General features: G+C 59.2%; 12 protein-coding genes. 6 read left to right on the top strand and 6 right to left on the bottom strand.

What is annotated here, in order from left to right; all coding sequences use genetic code 11:
• Positions 1–90: 90 nt before the first annotated feature.
• The 5 genes from ABH909_RS17080 to ABH909_RS17100 all read right to left on the bottom strand — a co-directional run bounded on the left by ABH909_RS17080 (position 91) and on the right by ABH909_RS17100 (position 7,729).
• Positions 91–1,146, bottom strand: a complete 1,056-nt coding sequence (locus tag ABH909_RS17080; protein WP_429435266.1) for a tetratricopeptide repeat protein — start codon at positions 1,144–1,146, stop codon at positions 91–93.
• 326 nt (positions 1,147–1,472) lie between these two features.
• Complete coding sequence (locus ABH909_RS17085; RefSeq protein ID WP_429435269.1) at positions 1,473–2,894, bottom strand: efflux transporter outer membrane subunit; 1,422 nt, start codon at positions 2,892–2,894, stop codon at positions 1,473–1,475.
• Entirely contained in the window at positions 2,891–6,082 is a 3,192-nt protein-coding gene (locus ABH909_RS17090; protein ID WP_429435272.1) for an efflux RND transporter permease subunit, read from the bottom strand. The genes ABH909_RS17085 and ABH909_RS17090 overlap by 4 nt, the downstream gene beginning before the upstream one ends.
• 15 nt (positions 6,083–6,097) lie before the next feature.
• Positions 6,098–7,351 carry a multidrug efflux RND transporter periplasmic adaptor subunit MexE gene (gene mexE, locus ABH909_RS17095; protein WP_429435275.1) on the bottom strand — a complete coding sequence of 418 codons (1,254 nt, stop codon included), beginning with the start codon at positions 7,349–7,351 and terminating at the stop codon, positions 6,098–6,100.
• A 135-nt stretch (positions 7,352–7,486) separates the two neighbouring features.
• The gene (locus ABH909_RS17100; protein ID WP_429435277.1) at positions 7,487–7,729 is read right to left on the bottom strand and encodes a hypothetical protein; all 243 of its coding nucleotides are present in this window, start codon (positions 7,727–7,729) and stop codon (positions 7,487–7,489) included.
• Between the two features lie 150 nt (positions 7,730–7,879).
• Here ABH909_RS17100 and ABH909_RS17105 point away from each other — a divergent pair, with 150 nt between their 5' ends.
• The 3 genes from ABH909_RS17105 (at position 7,880) to ABH909_RS17115 (ending at position 9,576) form a co-directional block, all read left to right on the top strand.
• The gene (locus ABH909_RS17105; protein WP_429435279.1) at positions 7,880–9,178 is read left to right on the top strand and encodes an MFS transporter; all 1,299 of its coding nucleotides are present in this window, start codon (positions 7,880–7,882) and stop codon (positions 9,176–9,178) included.
• Entirely contained in the window at positions 9,175–9,333 is a 159-nt protein-coding gene (locus tag ABH909_RS17110; RefSeq protein WP_429435282.1) for a hypothetical protein, read from the top strand. Before ABH909_RS17105 ends, ABH909_RS17110 begins: the two co-directional genes overlap by 4 nt.
• 90 nt (positions 9,334–9,423) lie before the next feature.
• Positions 9,424–9,576 carry a hypothetical protein gene (locus tag ABH909_RS17115; RefSeq protein ID WP_429435284.1) on the top strand — a complete coding sequence of 51 codons (153 nt, stop codon included), beginning with the start codon at positions 9,424–9,426 and terminating at the stop codon, positions 9,574–9,576.
• A gap of 176 nt (positions 9,577–9,752) precedes the next feature.
• On the opposite strand, the gene ABH909_RS17120 is transcribed toward ABH909_RS17115, so the two are convergent.
• On the bottom strand, positions 9,753–10,670 hold the full coding sequence (locus tag ABH909_RS17120; protein ID WP_008156370.1) for a LysR family transcriptional regulator: 918 nt from the start codon (positions 10,668–10,670) through the stop codon (positions 9,753–9,755).
• A gap of 269 nt (positions 10,671–10,939) precedes the next feature.
• Between ABH909_RS17120 and ABH909_RS17125 the strand changes: the two genes are divergently transcribed.
• From ABH909_RS17125 to ABH909_RS17135, 3 genes are all read left to right on the top strand, one after another.
• The gene (locus tag ABH909_RS17125; RefSeq protein WP_429435287.1) at positions 10,940–11,962 is read left to right on the top strand and encodes a zinc-dependent alcohol dehydrogenase family protein; all 1,023 of its coding nucleotides are present in this window, start codon (positions 10,940–10,942) and stop codon (positions 11,960–11,962) included.
• A 565-nt stretch (positions 11,963–12,527) separates the two neighbouring features.
• Positions 12,528–14,018 (top strand): hypothetical protein, encoded by a 1,491-nt coding sequence (locus tag ABH909_RS17130; RefSeq protein WP_429435290.1) that lies wholly within the window; start codon positions 12,528–12,530, stop codon positions 14,016–14,018.
• Positions 14,019–14,085: 67 nt separating this feature from the next.
• The gene (locus ABH909_RS17135; protein ID WP_429435293.1) at positions 14,086–15,486 is read left to right on the top strand and encodes a PLP-dependent aminotransferase family protein; all 1,401 of its coding nucleotides are present in this window, start codon (positions 14,086–14,088) and stop codon (positions 15,484–15,486) included.
• Positions 15,487–15,518: the final 32 nt, after the last annotated feature.

Below are 15,518 nucleotides of genomic sequence, written 5' to 3' on the forward strand. Positions count from 1 at the left end.
CGAACGCAGCCTTCGGCAGCGCCCACAGGCGCGTAGGAACTGCCGAAGGCTGCGATCTTTTGATCTTGATTTTCGATCTTTCGATCTTGATTAAAGCCCTTGCTGCAACGCCGGATCATCCGGGTTGAGCTGTTCAAGCTGCGCCAACAGAATCTGCACATTCTGCAACTGACCGCTTTCCTTCCAATAATTGATCAGCAGCACCCGCGCCTTGCGATCGGCCGGGTGGCGCTGGACGATTTCCTGCAACTGGTTCTGCGCCGCTTCCAGCTCTTGCTCAGCATGCAGCGTAGTGGCCAAGTCGTAGCGATATTCCTTGTTGTCCGGTTCAAGCTCCACCGCTTTGGACAGCCCGAGCAGGGCGAACTCACTTTGCCCGTGATGCAGCAACCAGAGTCCCAGCGCATGTTGCAGATAGGCCGAGTCAGGTTGGGCTTTTAATTGTTTTGCCAACAATTGCCTGGCGGCATCGCTTTGCCCCTGTTTATCCAGCACTTCGATTTGCATCACCAGTGCCGGCAGATTGCCGGGCGCCAGTTGCAACGTGCGCTCCAAGGCCTGCTGCGCGTCCTTCAACTCGGCATTGTGCAAGTGCAGGCGCGCCAGTTGGTATTGGGTTTCGGCGCTTTGCGGTTGACGCTTTAGGAGCTGCTCCCAGGCATCGATGGCTTGCTCCAGGGGGCCGAAGTACAACCCCAGTTCATCCGGTGTCAGCCCCAATAAGGCATTGACCGCCGCAAACCTTACGCTCGGATCGCTGTCATCGAGCAAAGGCCCCAGCAATAGACTGCGCTGCCCGCTGGACACCAGCCCACTGATGCTTTTGATCGCTGCAATGCGCACATCCGCCGAGGCGTGTTGAAGGTCCGCATCCGCCAGTTTCAGGGCTTGCGGGCTTGGGTAGTTGGGCAGCTCGGCGTGCAGCCAGACACGACGCTTGGCCGACAGGTCAGGGCGACCCAGTTGCTGATAAAGCACCCGCGCCGCCCCCGGTTGACCTGCACGAGCCTGGGCCAGCGCTTCGCTGTAGCCATGCTTGATCGCCGCCGGCACCACAGGCGTCGTGCTGCGCAGGAAAAACCAGGCAAGGGCGAGGGCAAACAATACGCAAACGCTGATGAGCAAGTAGCGGCGGGACTGAGGCATGCAGGAATCCGGGGTGGCAGGTTTTTGCAAAGTGATCAGCTTCGGTCAGGCCGGGCTGTGAGTCAAACCAGGCGTGAGTTTTTCGCGATTCGAGCCTTGGGGGCGCAGAACTGTCCAATCCTGACACCCCCAAATCCCTGTGGGAGCGGGCTTGCTCGCGAATGCGGTATGCCAGCCACAGAATATCTGTCGGATGTACCGGCCTCTTCGCGAGCAAGCCCGCTCCCACAGGTTCTGTGAGAATCAAAAAAAAGCCCCGCGACCGAATGAGGCGCGGGGCAAAAGAATTGGTTGGTTGTGGCCAACCAAAGGAGCTCGTTGAAACGTTACTTGCTGGCGACCGTCTCTGGTTGCCAGCCGCCGCCAAGGGCTTTGTAGATTGCGACAATGCCGCGATACAAATCGACTTCGGCCTGGGCCTGGGTATCTTCCGCCGCGAGGCGCTCACGCTGGGCATCAAGCAGCACGAGGAAGTCCACGGTGCCTTCGCGGTAACGAATCTCGGCGAGATCGGCAGCGGCGCGGCTGGATTCGCTTTGACGAATCAGCGAGATCAGGCGTTGCTGACGTTTGCCGTAATCGCTGAAGGCGTTTTCCGACTCTTCCAGCGCCAGCAGCACTTGCTGCTCGTAGGTCGCCAGGGCGCCTTCGGCTTCAGCATCGGCACCGCGCAAACGGGCGCGCACGCTGCCCAGGTCGAATGCCGCCCAGGTAATGCTTGGGCCCAGTGCCCAGGCGTTGGCCGCCGACGAACCGATCTGCGATCCGCGCCCGGCGGTGAAACCGAGGAAGCCGCTGAGGCTGACCCGTGGGAACAAGTCAGCCTTGGCCACGCCGATGCGCGCGGTGGCGGCCGCCAGTTGGCGTTCGGCGCTACGGATGTCCGGACGCCGTTGCAGCAGTTCGCCCGGATCACCGATCGGCAGGGCCTTGGCGATGGCTGGCAAGTCTTTTGGACTCAGGTCGACGGTCAGCTTGTCCGGACGCTCACCCAGCAGGGTGGCGATGCGGTTGCGCTGACGCACCTGTTCGGCCTGCAGTTGCGGCACGCTGGCTTCGACAGAGGCCAGACGCGCATCGGCGCGAACCACGTCCAACTGATCGCCGACACCGGCATCACGCAGGTTTTCGGTGATCTTGCGCGATTCCTGCTGGTTGTTCAGGTTGGCCAGGGCGATCTTTTCCCGCAGCTGTGCGCCACGCAGTTGGCCATAAGCGTCCACCAGTTCGGCAATCATGGTGACTTGCAGTTGGTAAAGATCGGCTTCGGCGGCCTGCTGTTCAGCGTCGCTGGATTCCAGGTTGCGCTGGATACGACCGAACAAGTCCAGTTCCCAGGCCATGTCCAGCCCCAGGTCATAGCGTTCACTGCTGACCCGGTCGGTGGTCTGGCCGGGAATCTGTCCCTTGGCCAGATCACTGCTCGCGCGGCTGGTGATGGTCGGCATGGCGTCATTGCTGGCGTCATCGCGAATCGCCCGGGCCGCTTTCCAGCGAGCGAAGGCCACGCGCAAATCACGGTTGCCTTGCAAGGATTGCGTCACCAACTGGTTGAGGGTCGGATCGTCGAACTGCTGCCACCAGATGCCTTCGAAACGGGCGCGGTCGAAGTTCTTCTGACCGGCGCTGCCATCGGTGGCGGCCGTGATGTTGGCCGCCTCCGTGGTTGGGGTTTTGTAGTCCGGGCCGACGGCGCAGGCACTCAAGGCCAGCACCAGAAGGCTCGGCAGGAAGGCTTTCAGGCTCATTGTTGCGCCTCCAGTGGCTTTTCCAATTTCAGCGCCTTGGCTGCTTTGCGCGCTTCACCGCGCTCCACAAAGTTACGAATCAGTACGTAGAACACTGGCGTCAGCAACAGACCGAAGAAGGTCACCCCGAGCATCCCGGAGAACACCGCCACGCCCATGGCATGACGCATTTCAGCACCTGCACCGCTGGAGAAAACCAGCGGCACCACACCCATGATGAACGCGAAGGAGGTCATCAGGATCGGCCGCAGACGCAGACGGCAAGCTTCCAGCACTGCTGCCAGCGGGCCGAGGCCTTCTTCCTGTTTATCCTTGGCAAACTCAACGATCAGAATCGCGTTCTTGCAGGCAAGTCCCACCAGTACGATCAAGCCGATCTGGGTGAAGATGTTGTTGTCACCGCCCGAGGCAATCACACCGGTAATGGCCGACAGCAGGGTCATCGGTACGATCAGGATCACCGCCAGTGGCAGGCTCCAGCTTTCGTATTGAGCCGCGAGCACCAGGAACGCCAGCAATACGCAGAGCGGGAACACGAACAGCGCGGTGTTGCCGGACAGAATCTGCTGGTAGGTCAGGTCGGTCCACTCGTAGGTCATGCCGTTGGGCAACTCGTCCTTGAGCAATTTCTCGATGGCTTTCTCGGCCTGGCCGGAGCTGTAGCCGGGGGCTGCCGCACCGTTGATTTCAGCGGTGATGAAGCCGTTGTAGTGCATCACACGGTCCGGCCCCGAGGGGTCGCTGACCTTGATGAAGGTCGCCAGCGGAATCATCTCGCCGCGGTTGTTACGCACTTTCAACTGACCGATCTGGTCCGACTCAAGGCGGAACTGTTGCTCGGCCTGAACGTTGACCTGATAGGTGCGACCGAAGCGGTTGAAGTCGTTGGCATACAGCGAACCCAGGTAGATCTGCAGGGTGTCGAAGATGTCGCTGACGGCCACGCCGTGGGTCTTGGCTTTTTCCCGGTCGATGGCGGCATCGACCTGTGGCACGTTCACGGTGTAGCTGGTGAAAAGGCCGGCCAGTTCCGGCACGCTGTGGCTTTTGGTGATGATGTTCATGGTTTCTTTGTACAGCTCGTCATAGCCCAGGTTGCCCCGGTCTTCGATCTGCAGGCGGAAACCGCCAATGGTGCCCAGGCCTTGTACGGGCGGCGGCGGGAAAATCGCCATGTAGGCTTCCTGAATCCCGGCGTACTGGCCGTTCAATGCACCGGCAATCGCACCGGCGGACATGCTCGGATCCTTGCGCTCGTCGAACGGTTTCAGGGTGACGAACACGATGCCGGCGTTAGGGCTGTTGGTGAAACCGTTGATCGACAGACCCGGGAAGGCCACGGCGCTTTCTACACCAGGCTGTTTCAGCGCCAGGTCGGACATGCGCTTGATCACCTCTTCGGTACGGTCCAGGCTCGCGGCATCCGGCAGTTGCGCGAAGGCCACCAGGTATTGCTTGTCCTGGCCAGGTACGAAACCGGTCGGCGTGTTGGAGAAACCGAAGAACGTCAACACCATCAGGCCGGCGTATACCAGCAAGGCGATACCGCTGCTGCGGATAACCCGGCCTACAGTGCCGACATAACCATGGCTGGCCTTGTCAAAGAAACGGTTGAACGGACGGAACAACCAGCCACCGAAAAGCTTGTCCAGAACCTTGGAGAAACGGTCTTTCGGCGCGTCATGGCTCTTGAGCAACACCGCAGCCAGGGCGGGCGACAAGGTCAGCGAGTTGAAGGCCGAGATCACGGTCGAAATCGCAATCGTCAGGGCGAACTGTTTATAGAACTGCCCAGTCAAGCCGGAGATGAACGCCGCCGGGATAAACACCGCGCACAGCACCAGCGCCGTCGCGATGATAGGACCGGTCACTTCGCGCATCGCACGCTTGGTGGCTTCGACAGGGGTTAATCCGAGCCCGATGTTTCGCTCGACGTTCTCCACCACCACAATCGCATCGTCGACCACGATACCGATGGCCAGTACCAGCCCGAACAGCGACAGCGCGTTCAACGAGAAACCAAACAGGTGCATCACGGCAAACGTACCGATCAGCGAAACCGGCACTGCCACCAACGGGATGATCGAGGCACGCCAGGTTTGCAGGAACAGGATCACCACGAGTACCACGAGGATCAGCGCTTCGAAGAGGGTGTGAACCACCGCCTCGATGGAGCCGCGCACGAAGATCGTCGGGTCATAAACGATGCTGAAGTCCATGCCTTGCGGGAAGTTCTTCTTCAGCTCGGCCATTTTCTCCCGAACGTCGTTGGAGATCTGGATCGCGTTGGAGCCAGGGCGCTGGAAGATCGGGATCGCCACCGCCGGCTGGTTGTTCAGCAAGGAGCGCAGGGCGTATTGGCTGGAGCCGAGTTCGACGCGAGCGATGTCTTTCAGGCGAGTGATTTCACCATTCTCACCGGAGCGAATAATGATGTTCTCGAACTCTTCCTCGGAAACCAGACGGCCTTGCGTGTTCACTGACAGCTGGAACGCGGTGGCGTTCGGCGCAGGCGGAGCGCCCAGGGCACCGGCCGCCACTTGACGGTTCTGTTCACGAATCGCGGTGACCACATCGGTGGCAGTCAGGTTGCGCGAAGCGGTCTTGTTCGGATCGAGCCACACCCGCAGCGAGTAATCGCCCATACCGAACAGTTGCACATCACCGACACCGCCCAGACGCGCCAACTCATCCTTGATATTGAGTAAGGCGTAGTTGGACAGGTAGAGCATGTCGTAGCGTTTGTCCGGCGAGGTCAAGTGCACAACCATGGTCAGGTCGGGCGACGCCTTGTCGACGGTGATACCGATGCGCGTCACTTCCTCGGGAAGCTTGGGCTCGGTCCGGGTCACGCGGTTCTGCACCTGTACCTGCGCGTTGTCCAGGTCAGTGCCCAGGGCGAAGGTGATGGTCAGCGTGATTTTGCCGTCGGCGGTGGACTGCGAGGACATGTACAGCATGTTCTCGACGCCGGTGATGGCTTGCTCCAACGGAGCGGCCACGGTTTCACCGATGACTTTAGGGTTGGCGCCCGGGAAGTTGGCGCGGACCACAACGGTCGGCGGTACGACTTCGGGGTATTCGCTGATCGGCAACTGGAACAGCGAGATCGCGCCGGCGATCAGGATCAGCAGCGACAGTACCGCTGCGAAGATCGGCCGTGAAATGAAGAATTGGGAAAAATTCATCGGAGTAATTGTCCCTTAACCGCGTGGAGTCGCAGCAGCCACTTTCACAACCGTACCCGGCGCGACCTTGGCAGGTGCGACTTGGGGCAGGTTGCTGGCTTCCAGCGCTTGTCGTTGTTGTGCGAGAGCCGCGAGGGTTTCCTGGCTGGCCATCGGGATCACTTCAGGGGTGACCGGTGAACCAGGGCGAACCCGTTGCAAGCCCTTGACGATGATGGTGTCGTCTTTGTTCAGGCCGCTGCGCACGATGCGCAGACCTTCGATCTTCGGACCCAGTTCGACAGGGCGGTAAGCCGTTTTGTTGTCGGCATCCATCACCAGCACGAACTTTTTACCCAGGTCGGTACCGACTGCTTCGTCGTTGATCAACACCGCGGAATAAGTGCCGCTGCCCACCAGTTTCAGGCGTGCATAAAGCCCCGGGGTGTAGGTACCGTCGCTGTTGTCGAACACGGCGCGACCGCGGATGGTGCCGGTCTTCGGGTTGACCTGGTTGTCGACGAAGTTCATCTGGCCTTGGTGCGGGTTGCCGTCTTCATTGGATAGGCCCAGGTAAACCGGCGTGGTTGCGCCGCGTTGGCCCTGGCGGGCGAGCTGGGTGTATTTGAGGAATACGCGCTCGTCAGCGTCGAAGTAGGCGTAAACCTTGTCAGTGGACACCACGCTGGTCAGCGCGGTGGTATCGGCGGTTACCAGGTTGCCGGCGGTGATTTCCGCACGGCTGACACGGCCGCTGATAGGCGCAGTGACGCGGGTAAAACTCAGGTTCAGTTTGGCCAGGTCCAGTTGCGCCTGGAGCGCGCCGACGGCGGCGCGGGCTTCTTGCGCCGCGCTGGTGCGCGAGTCGGCAAGTTCGGCGGAAATCGCGTTGCTGGTGCGCAGACGTTCACCGCGCTGGGCTTCGTTTTCGCTGCGGGTGGCGGTGGCGCGAGCTTGGGCAACCAAGGCTTCGAGGCGGCGGACCTCAGCCTGGAAGGGGCGCGGATCGATCTGGAACAGCAGGTCACCTTTCTTGACCAACGCGCCTTCGGTGAAGGCCACATCATCGATCTGGCCGGAAACCCGTGGACGAATCTCTACCGTTTCCGGCGCTTCAAGGCGCCCGGTGAATTCATCCCACTCGTTGACCGGTTGTTCCAGCACCTTGGCCACGCTGACTTTGGCCGCGGGCATCGTGGCGGCAGCGTCCGGGGTCTTGCCGCAAGCGCTCATCACCAGCACGGCCAACAGGGCCAAGGGGAAGCGCAAATGTTTGAGTGACTGTTCCATGGATGCATCCGCCAATGTATTGAGATGGACGGATGATGCTTGGCGAGGGTGTATGGCACGAATCGAATGAAGCGAAGGTAACTATCATTCGGAATGATATAAGCTCATTGCGAGCCCTCTAGCATGCGCCTCCCATTAGGGAGCTATCAAATGAAATAATGACAATTCAGTGTTGTAAGGAATGTAAGGGATTGGCTTGAAATGCCGCAACCACGCTGCTCCCTTTGTACGTTCAAGACGGTAAGCCTCTATATTCACAAGGAACTGAATATGTTTGTTCGTAGTATCCGCGATGTTGAAAAAACCGATTTTTTCAGCATCAGCCATCGCCTGCTGACAGAGAAGGACGGAGTGGGCTTTACCATTTGCCACAGGCACCGAGCGCCACTCCATAAACAGTCAGAGAGCCTCTTCGTACTGAGTTCCGAAATGGACTGCCTGTTCGACGGGCCAGTCGTTTCCAAGCAACGAATAACGAGACAACAGGCTTTTTTCAGACCTGTTGAGTGACTGCGCGGAGTTGATGATATGAAATTGTTCAGGCCGTTGCTTCAGCGGCCCGTAGCCTTGCTGTGGGGAGGGTTGGCGCTTTCTTCAATCGGTGACGAACTTTTCGCGATTGCCATTGCCTGGATGGCGGTGCAGATCGCCGGAACTGATGCAAGCTGGCTTAGTGCTTTACGCGGTGCCGCCGCGTTGGCTGGTGCTTTGCTGGGGGGGATATGGGCAGAGCGCTGGGACCACCGTCGCACGATGATCGGCGCCGACCTGGCGAGAGCCGGGATTGCTCTGATTCCGGTGCTTGCTTGGGCGCTCGGCATTATGAGTCTGTGGATGCTGGCGGTGCCGCTCATGCTCATGATGATCGTAAACTCGTTGTTCGAGCCGGCGCTACGCGCCAGTCTTCCGCGGATTACCGCGGCGCCGGACCAGTTGCAATCGGTCAACGCGCTGTTCGATGCCATCATCCGTGTCGCTCGGGTGATCGGACCAATGCTGGCAGCGGCGATTACGCTGCTGATTCCGATCGAGCATCTGTTTACCCTGAACAGCATCACCTTCCTGATCTGCGCGTGGGCGGTCATGAAGTTGGGCAAAGCGTTGCCGCGCCAACCTGTCAAGGCAACCAGCCGGCGTGCCGGATTTACCGCCGGCTGGAGAAGCCTTGCGGGACGCAGCCAGATGCAGACGGTATATGTGTGTGCCGGGCTGGGCAATGTCGCCTGGAGCGTGGGTATATCGATAGGCATGGCGCTGGCAGTCGTCAAATACGATATCCAGGGATTCGGCGTCCAAGGTTTTTCTGCCTACGGCCTGATTATGGGGGCTTATGGAGCAGGGAACCTGATCTCCATTTTTGTTGTGGGCAATCTGCAAATCCGCCGCTTGTATCACGGGTTTACCTTCGGCTCCATGGTAAACGGCCTGGGCATCGCGATCATCGGTGCGGCCGTGCTGTACCTGCCACCGGAACACGTTTTGACGGGGATGATGGTCGGCGCAAGTCTCGCGGCACTCGGCGGGCCACTGATCGACATCTCATTCATTCTGCTCATTCAAACCCGTTTCCGGCAAAGCGAAATCGCCGGATTGGCAAGACTGCGGTTCGCCACATTGGGTGCGTCGATTTTGATTGCCGGTGCCTGCGGTGCTGCGCTGTATGCCCGTTTTGAAACCGGCCTGGTGATTGTCGGTGCCGGGATTTTCGAAGTGATGGTGGGGGCAATTGTGTTGCTCGCCCCCAAGGATAATGACGCCGTACAGGCGAATAGCGAAGACGGCGCTTCGTCGTCAAACTTGGCAGATGGCGGCGAGGTGGCCAGATGAAACAGTTCCATGACTATGTAAAAGACCATGCCGAGCGAATGCCGGACAAGATTGCACTGACCATCAGTGGCCGAAAGATCACCTACCGAGCATTGGACGAACCTCGCCTGTGTGGTCGCCCGGCAGTTAACGGGCACAGGGATGGCGGCGAATGATCGGGTCGCACTTCATGCACCGACCTCCATCGAAACCATCGCCTGTGCGCTGGGCGTCATGAAAGCCGGATTCGTCCTGGGTGCTGATGCATGGGAACTGCGGCGATTTTCGAGGCGAACCCGGTGCAGCGGCACTGGCGTGACCTTCAGGTGATGGCGTCTCATCTGGATGTGAATTGGGATAACGCGATGCTCGCCTATGGAGATTTTGCAATGGATCATCATCCCGTGATCCGGCTATGAAGCGTTAAGCTGCGGGGGTGTCATCGAGTTCATCATGGCCTCGGGAACTCTGGGGCATCATCGGCCAACCGCTGATGAGGCTCCCCAGGGCTGATTAAACCAGTCAGCGCGTCCATACCGCCGTGGTTGACCACGGGGCCTGCAGGACCAGGACTTGCAAGGCCGTTCGGCGCGCATTAGGCCAGGCTATCCGGATCCCCAAAGAACATCTGAATCCGAGACCGTAACCACCGCTCCCCCGGATCGTTATCCTGCGACCCACGCCAGGCCATGTGCAGCTCAAAACTGCGCACTGGCAATGGCGGGTCTTCCGCCCGCACACCACCGGCTGCCGTCAACGCTTCGGCGGTGTAATCCGGGACCGTGGCGACGATATCAGTCCCGCTGATCAGTGTGCTCAACCCATTGAACTGCGGCACCGCCAGCACGACATGCCGTTTGCGCCCCAGCTTCTCCAGCTCTTCATCTATAAAGCCGCTCAGGTCGCCAGCGAACGAAACCAGCGCATGGGGGCGGGCGCAGAAGTCATCCAGGCTCAATGGTCCCGGTACCGTGTCGGCGCGCAACAGTTTCGGCATGCTGCGGCGCAGCACTTTGCGCTTGGCATTGGCGGGCAGGTCGGCGGTGTAGCTCACTCCAATGGAGATCTCGCCCGAGGCGAGCAGGCTCGGCATCAGGATGTAGTTGGCCCGACGCACCACCAGCACGATTCCCGGCGATTCCGCGCGCAGGCGTTTGAGCAGCATCGGCAGCAGCGCGAATTCAACATCGTCCGACAAGCCGATGCGGAACACCGCGGTGCTGGTCGCCGGGTCGAATTCCGCCGCACGACTGACCGCGGTGGAAATCGAATCCAGGGCCGGCGAGAGCAGGGCAAAGATTTCCACCGCACGGGCGGAAGGCTCCATGCTGCGGCCGGTGCGCACGAACAACGGGTCATCGAACAGCCCGCGCAGGCGCGAAAGCGCCGCACTGATGGCCGGCTGGCCGAGGAACAATTTCTCCGCAGCGCGGGTCACGCTGCGTTCGTGCATCAGTGTTTCGAAAACGATCAACAGGTTCAGGTCGACACGACGCAGGTCATTACGATTCATCTGGAGTCCTGGCAGATTCAGCAAACTTGACGTGAGCGGCCATATGAGAACAATGGCCGGCATGAATCTTACGGGGAAAGACTGGTACTCTGCATAGGGTAATTCAGTTTTTTCTGAAAGGCTGCTTCGGTTTTTCACGGCATTGGATGATGTCGCCGTCGCTGCGGAATCAATGACAGGCATGTCGACTATTAATAGCCACTGATGGTCTTGGGTAAAAAGCCCAGATAAAGTTCAGGGCATTAGAGGTTACTTTGACGAGGTTTGCGATGTCCCGCACGATCCGTTTTCACAAGTTTGGTCCAGCCGAGGTGCTCAAATGCGAAGAGCATGCGGCCGCTCTGCCTGCGCCGGGCGAAGTGCAGGTGCGCGTCGAAGCGATAGGCATCAGCTGGTATGACATTCTCTGGCGCCAGAACCTGGCCTCATCCCATGCACGTCTGCCGTCAGGCCTTGGCAGCGAAATGGCCGGTGTGGTCACGGCGCTCGGCGAGGGCGTCGATGACCTGGCTATCGGTGACAAGGTGGCCAGTTTCCCGGCCGAAAGCCCTAACGACTATCCGGTCTATGGCGAACAGATCGTTCTGCCACGCACGGCGTTGACCCGCTACCCGGACGTGCTCAGCCCGATCGAAGCCAGCGTTCATTACACGCCGCTGCTGGTCGCCTACTTTGCCTACGTTGATCTGGCGCGAGTCAAACCCGGGCAATTTGCCTTGGTCACCGACGCCAGCCACTGCGCCGGGCCATCGTTCGTGCAGCTGGGCAAAGCCCTTGGTGTGCGGGTGATTGCTGCGACCAAAACCGCGGATGAGCGGGAGTACCTGTTGTCTCTGGGTGCCGAGAAAGTCATCGTCACTGAAGAACAGGATCTGCTGCTGCAGATCAACAAGATCACGGATAGCCGCGGCGTCGATGTGGTGTTCGATGGCCTTGGCGGACCGCAAATGTCGCTGCTCGGCGATGTGCTCGCCCCTCGTGGCAGCCTGGTGCTCTATGGCCTGCAAGGGGGTAACCAGACGCCATTCCCGGCCTGCGCGGCGTTCCAGAAGAACATTCAGTTTTTCGTGCACTGCATCGGTAACTTCACCGGCAAGCCGGAACTGGGCATCATTCAGGACCAGGTCGCATTGCAGCGAGCCCTGCGTGACATCAACCAACTGACCGCCGACCGCGTATTGCTGCCGCTCAAAACCCGGGTCTTCCCGTTTTCCGAGTTTGTCGAAGCGCACCGCTATATGGGCGAATGCCCTTGTCGCGAACGGGTCGCCCTTCAGGTCGAACCTGCCTAGCCCTTTCTCCGCCAAGAGTCCGCGCGAATGCGGACTCTTTTGCTGGCAATCACTCCAAATGGGACGTTCCATCGATCTGTCGGTGGGCCGGTTCAGCAACTGAACTGGTTTTTGCTCTCGATCTGTATCTTCTAATCATTATGTAAGCCCTGATAATTGAATGATTACTTTCATCTCAAGGAAAGAGTCATGGCCGAGTATCAGGCTGAAACTCCTCAATGCGCGTCGGCAATATATGCTCAACAAATAATGCGGCGCCGCTCAGTTGTCTTACATTCATGGGCAACTTCTTTCTTTATTTCTTGTGCTAAGTGTCTGTGGGACGCTGTCGGAAATTTCCTAGGAAAACCCGCGGGAGCCCACGGAGCCCGTTCTGCGGGGCATCGCACCGCCAATGGTCTCCTTGGGTTACCCGTAGCGCTCAATCATTTCAAATAATTACACAATGCTTAAGTGCTAGCATTTGAATAACCGCACTGACACTCCATTCATGACAAACAACCTGTTGCGCAATACACCTCGTTATTGGCGTGGCATCGAACTTATGAGTCACAGGTAAATAATGATGACCTCTACCCATGATCAGGCAATGAACTATGTTTATCAGCAAATGCTGCAGCGCTTGCTGGGGTTTTTCTCTCGCGCCGAGCGCACGGCATTGCAATTGCTGATTCAGCGCCTGGTGATGTCCGCCGGAGGTCTGGAGCGCATCGGCGAATACAAGGTGCTATCGATCCAGTCCGGCTCCCGTGACAGCTGCTACACGCTGGCGCTGCTGCGTGCCGCGCAGCTGAGTATTGCCGGGCGGGCACCGGCGACGTTTCAGCTGCGAGTGGCGACCTTGCGCTTGAACGGCACGGCCTCGGCGGCCTTGGAAAATATCCATCGCAGCTGCTGCGCATTGTTTCTCTACGACGATCCCCGGGTCGAAGTGTTGATGGTCGATAATCGCGAAGTCCTGCCGTTCAATCATCTGGCGCCGATCTCCGAAGCCGGTCGCGAGTCGAATCGGCTCAATCTGCTGATGGTCGGGCACCGCCGTGCCTGGGACGGGCCACTTGATCTGTGGGATGACGGATACCTGGCGACCGGCGAGTTCTACGGACAAATCGCCCGCTGGAACCAAGGTGTCGATGCATTGATCAGTAGCGATACACCCCGTCGGCAGAAGCAGTTTCTCGAGGGGTTGAATCGCGCGGCGGCCAAGGCCGGGCTCAAGGCGCCGGACCGTCACGAAACGGGCTACGAATGCCTGTTCACGCGACTCGATGAGTTGGGCTGCGATTGCTACCGCGAGTTTTATCCTGAGTTTGCCCAAGCGGCTTGGCGTCCCGCCGAACATTTTGAAGCGTGTCGCCGCACGACCTTCATCGATATTCACGACATGCTGGTCCGTAACCTGGAAGAGCGCTGGCCACTGCTCACCGATTTCCTTGGGTTTCAACCTGACGAGTTATCGGCTCAGCTCAGTGATAACGACTACGTCAGCTTGTCGATATCCGCGCATCTTCGTGGCTTGCAAGCGTGCTTTGTGCAGGGTCGCCGCTACGAGGAAGGCATTGACGAGTACCTCCAGCGGGCGCTGGTGATGATGCGTCGCAAACACGTTCCAGAGCGCTTTTGCGAACAGGCCGTGGAGACCTTCGCCAACCCGATGACGAAGACCGACCAGCGTGCATTGGCGGCGGCTGAAGCACAAAAGAGCCTCGGTTTGAGCGAGGCTCAACTGGTGTGTCTACTGTTTGCCCCGTTTGTCGATAACGGTGCGGTGCTTGAGCATTTTCTCCGTCAGTGCCATCCCGGCATGCTCGTCGCGTTGCCGGACTTGCACCGGGCGATGCAGGGCGGTCCGGCACCCGAGCAGGTATTGCAATGGATGGTCGATGTCAGCGGGTTGCCCGTGAGTCTGATCGGTACGCTTTATCGCATGGGGCCGGTGGTTCGAAATGAGGTCGGGGCGCTGGGCATGGGAAGCGCCGAGGAGGATGGGCAAGCTGAATTCGTGGAGCCTGGTAGTGAAACAACTGTGGCTGGCGAATGGTCGACGTGCCGGTGAAAGTGCCTGGTTCGACGGATCCGACAAGGATGTGTCACGACGTTCGTAGTCTGTTCGGCCGTAACCCATGAGAGGGCCACAAGATACCGATTTTGCGTACCAGGCGGTGTACCGTTACCTGACTAACCTGATCAATGAGCCGGGCAGTGACGTGCAAGTGCGCCTGCCTTCATTGCGGCAGTTGGCGCACCGTCTGAATGTGTCGATCTCGACCATTCAGTACGCGTATTCGTTGTTGGAAAAGGAAGGGCGCGTCTATTCGGTGGCCAAATCAGGCTACTACGCACTCCCTGTGTCCTCGATCGGCATAGCCGGTAGCGGCAAGGACCTGCTTGAAACGGTTTATGTCAACGCCAGGCGTCCCGGCATGCTGGTGCTGAGCGCCGATGAACCGGCGTTATTACAACCTCTGGATAGTCCGTTGCTGCTACTGGAAAGAGAACTGCTGCGCCAGTATCCGCGCCAGCCGCAACCGTCTTCGCAACCCTGCGGCGAGCTGGAGCTGCGCACAACCCTGGCAGCACGCTACACCACTTCACCGACCCGTTGCTGGCACGCCGATGACGTCTATATCGGCGCCGATCTGCGTGGTGTACTGGAAATATTGATCGCCGTCCTTGGCCTCAAGGATGCTGTGGTGGTGGTCGAATCACCGTGCGACTGGGCCATTCTGCGCCTGTTTCAAGCCGCGGACGTGCAGGTGGTCGAGCTGCCCCTGCAAGCCCATGGCGGCCTGGATCCTGAGCAATTGAAGAAGCTGCTCGAGACTGAACAGGTGCGAATGGTGTTGCTTTCATCGAGGCTGAATATGCCCCGGGGCAGTGTGGCGCCTGACTGCAACAGGCGAATCACCGCGCAGTTGCTGGAGCGACACGGCAGTTGGGTGTTGGAAAACGATTGTTACGGAGAGCTCGAATTCGAGCCGAGCGGCTTGCGGTTTCGTGATCTGCTGGACCCGGATCGGCTGATCGTGTTCTCCACATTCGAGAAAATCATCGGCTCGGAAGCACCCTTCGGCTATTTGCTGTCGCGACAGCTGCGTGCCGAACTGCAACGGCACTTTCTGCTGCGCGCTTTCCGCTTGTCGCTGATTCGTCAGAAAGCCATTGCGCGGCTGTACAGCAACGGACGCATTGATCAACACCTGCAGGTGTTGCGTCGGCTGCTCAAGGAACGCATGGTGCAGATGACTCGATTGCTGGAAGAGCGTCTGCCCGATGCGTTGCACTTCGTTGAGCCCCGGGGCGGGGCGACGATTTGGGTTCGTTCGTCGCGCCAGGTTGATGTGCGTCGCGTGTTCGAGCGTTTGCTCAAGCAGCATGTGGTGATTGCACCGGGGGAGCTGTTCAGTTTGCAAGGCCTGCACGGGCAGCACTTGCGCCTGAGTCACACCTTCGGTGGTCACCACGACCTCGCCGATGCATTGGGGCTGTTGGCGGATGCCTTGCGCCTCGAATCGATCGACTGAACCGAGATGCAGATTCGTCCTCGGAACCTGAC

The organism is Pseudomonas sp. BS3782 TE3695, assembly GCF_050435305.1.
Lineage (GTDB): Bacteria > Pseudomonadota > Gammaproteobacteria > Pseudomonadales > Pseudomonadaceae > Aquipseudomonas.

Bases quoted from the DNA above. Each gene is read 5' to 3' on its own strand.
- ABH909_RS17115 (WP_429435284.1), top strand. From the start codon at position 9,424: ATGGGAACTGCGGCGATTTTCGAGGCGAACCCGGTGCAGCGGCACTGG.
- ABH909_RS17130 (WP_429435290.1), top strand. From the start codon at position 12,528: ATGACCTCTACCCATGATCAGGCAATGAACTATGTTTATCAGCAAATG.
- mexE (WP_429435275.1), bottom strand. From the start codon at position 7,351: ATGGAACAGTCACTCAAACATTTGCGCTTCCCCTTGGCCCTGTTGGCC.
- ABH909_RS17135 (WP_429435293.1), top strand. From the start codon at position 14,086: ATGAGAGGGCCACAAGATACCGATTTTGCGTACCAGGCGGTGTACCGT.
- ABH909_RS17080 (WP_429435266.1), bottom strand. From the start codon at position 1,146: ATGCCTCAGTCCCGCCGCTACTTGCTCATCAGCGTTTGCGTATTGTTT.
- ABH909_RS17105 (WP_429435279.1), top strand. From the start codon at position 7,880: ATGAAATTGTTCAGGCCGTTGCTTCAGCGGCCCGTAGCCTTGCTGTGG.
- ABH909_RS17110 (WP_429435282.1), top strand. From the start codon at position 9,175: ATGAAACAGTTCCATGACTATGTAAAAGACCATGCCGAGCGAATGCCG.
- ABH909_RS17120 (WP_008156370.1), bottom strand. From the start codon at position 10,670: ATGAATCGTAATGACCTGCGTCGTGTCGACCTGAACCTGTTGATCGTT.
- ABH909_RS17125 (WP_429435287.1), top strand. From the start codon at position 10,940: ATGTCCCGCACGATCCGTTTTCACAAGTTTGGTCCAGCCGAGGTGCTC.
- ABH909_RS17090 (WP_429435272.1), bottom strand. From the start codon at position 6,082: ATGAATTTTTCCCAATTCTTCATTTCACGGCCGATCTTCGCAGCGGTA.
- ABH909_RS17085 (WP_429435269.1), bottom strand. From the start codon at position 2,894: ATGAGCCTGAAAGCCTTCCTGCCGAGCCTTCTGGTGCTGGCCTTGAGT.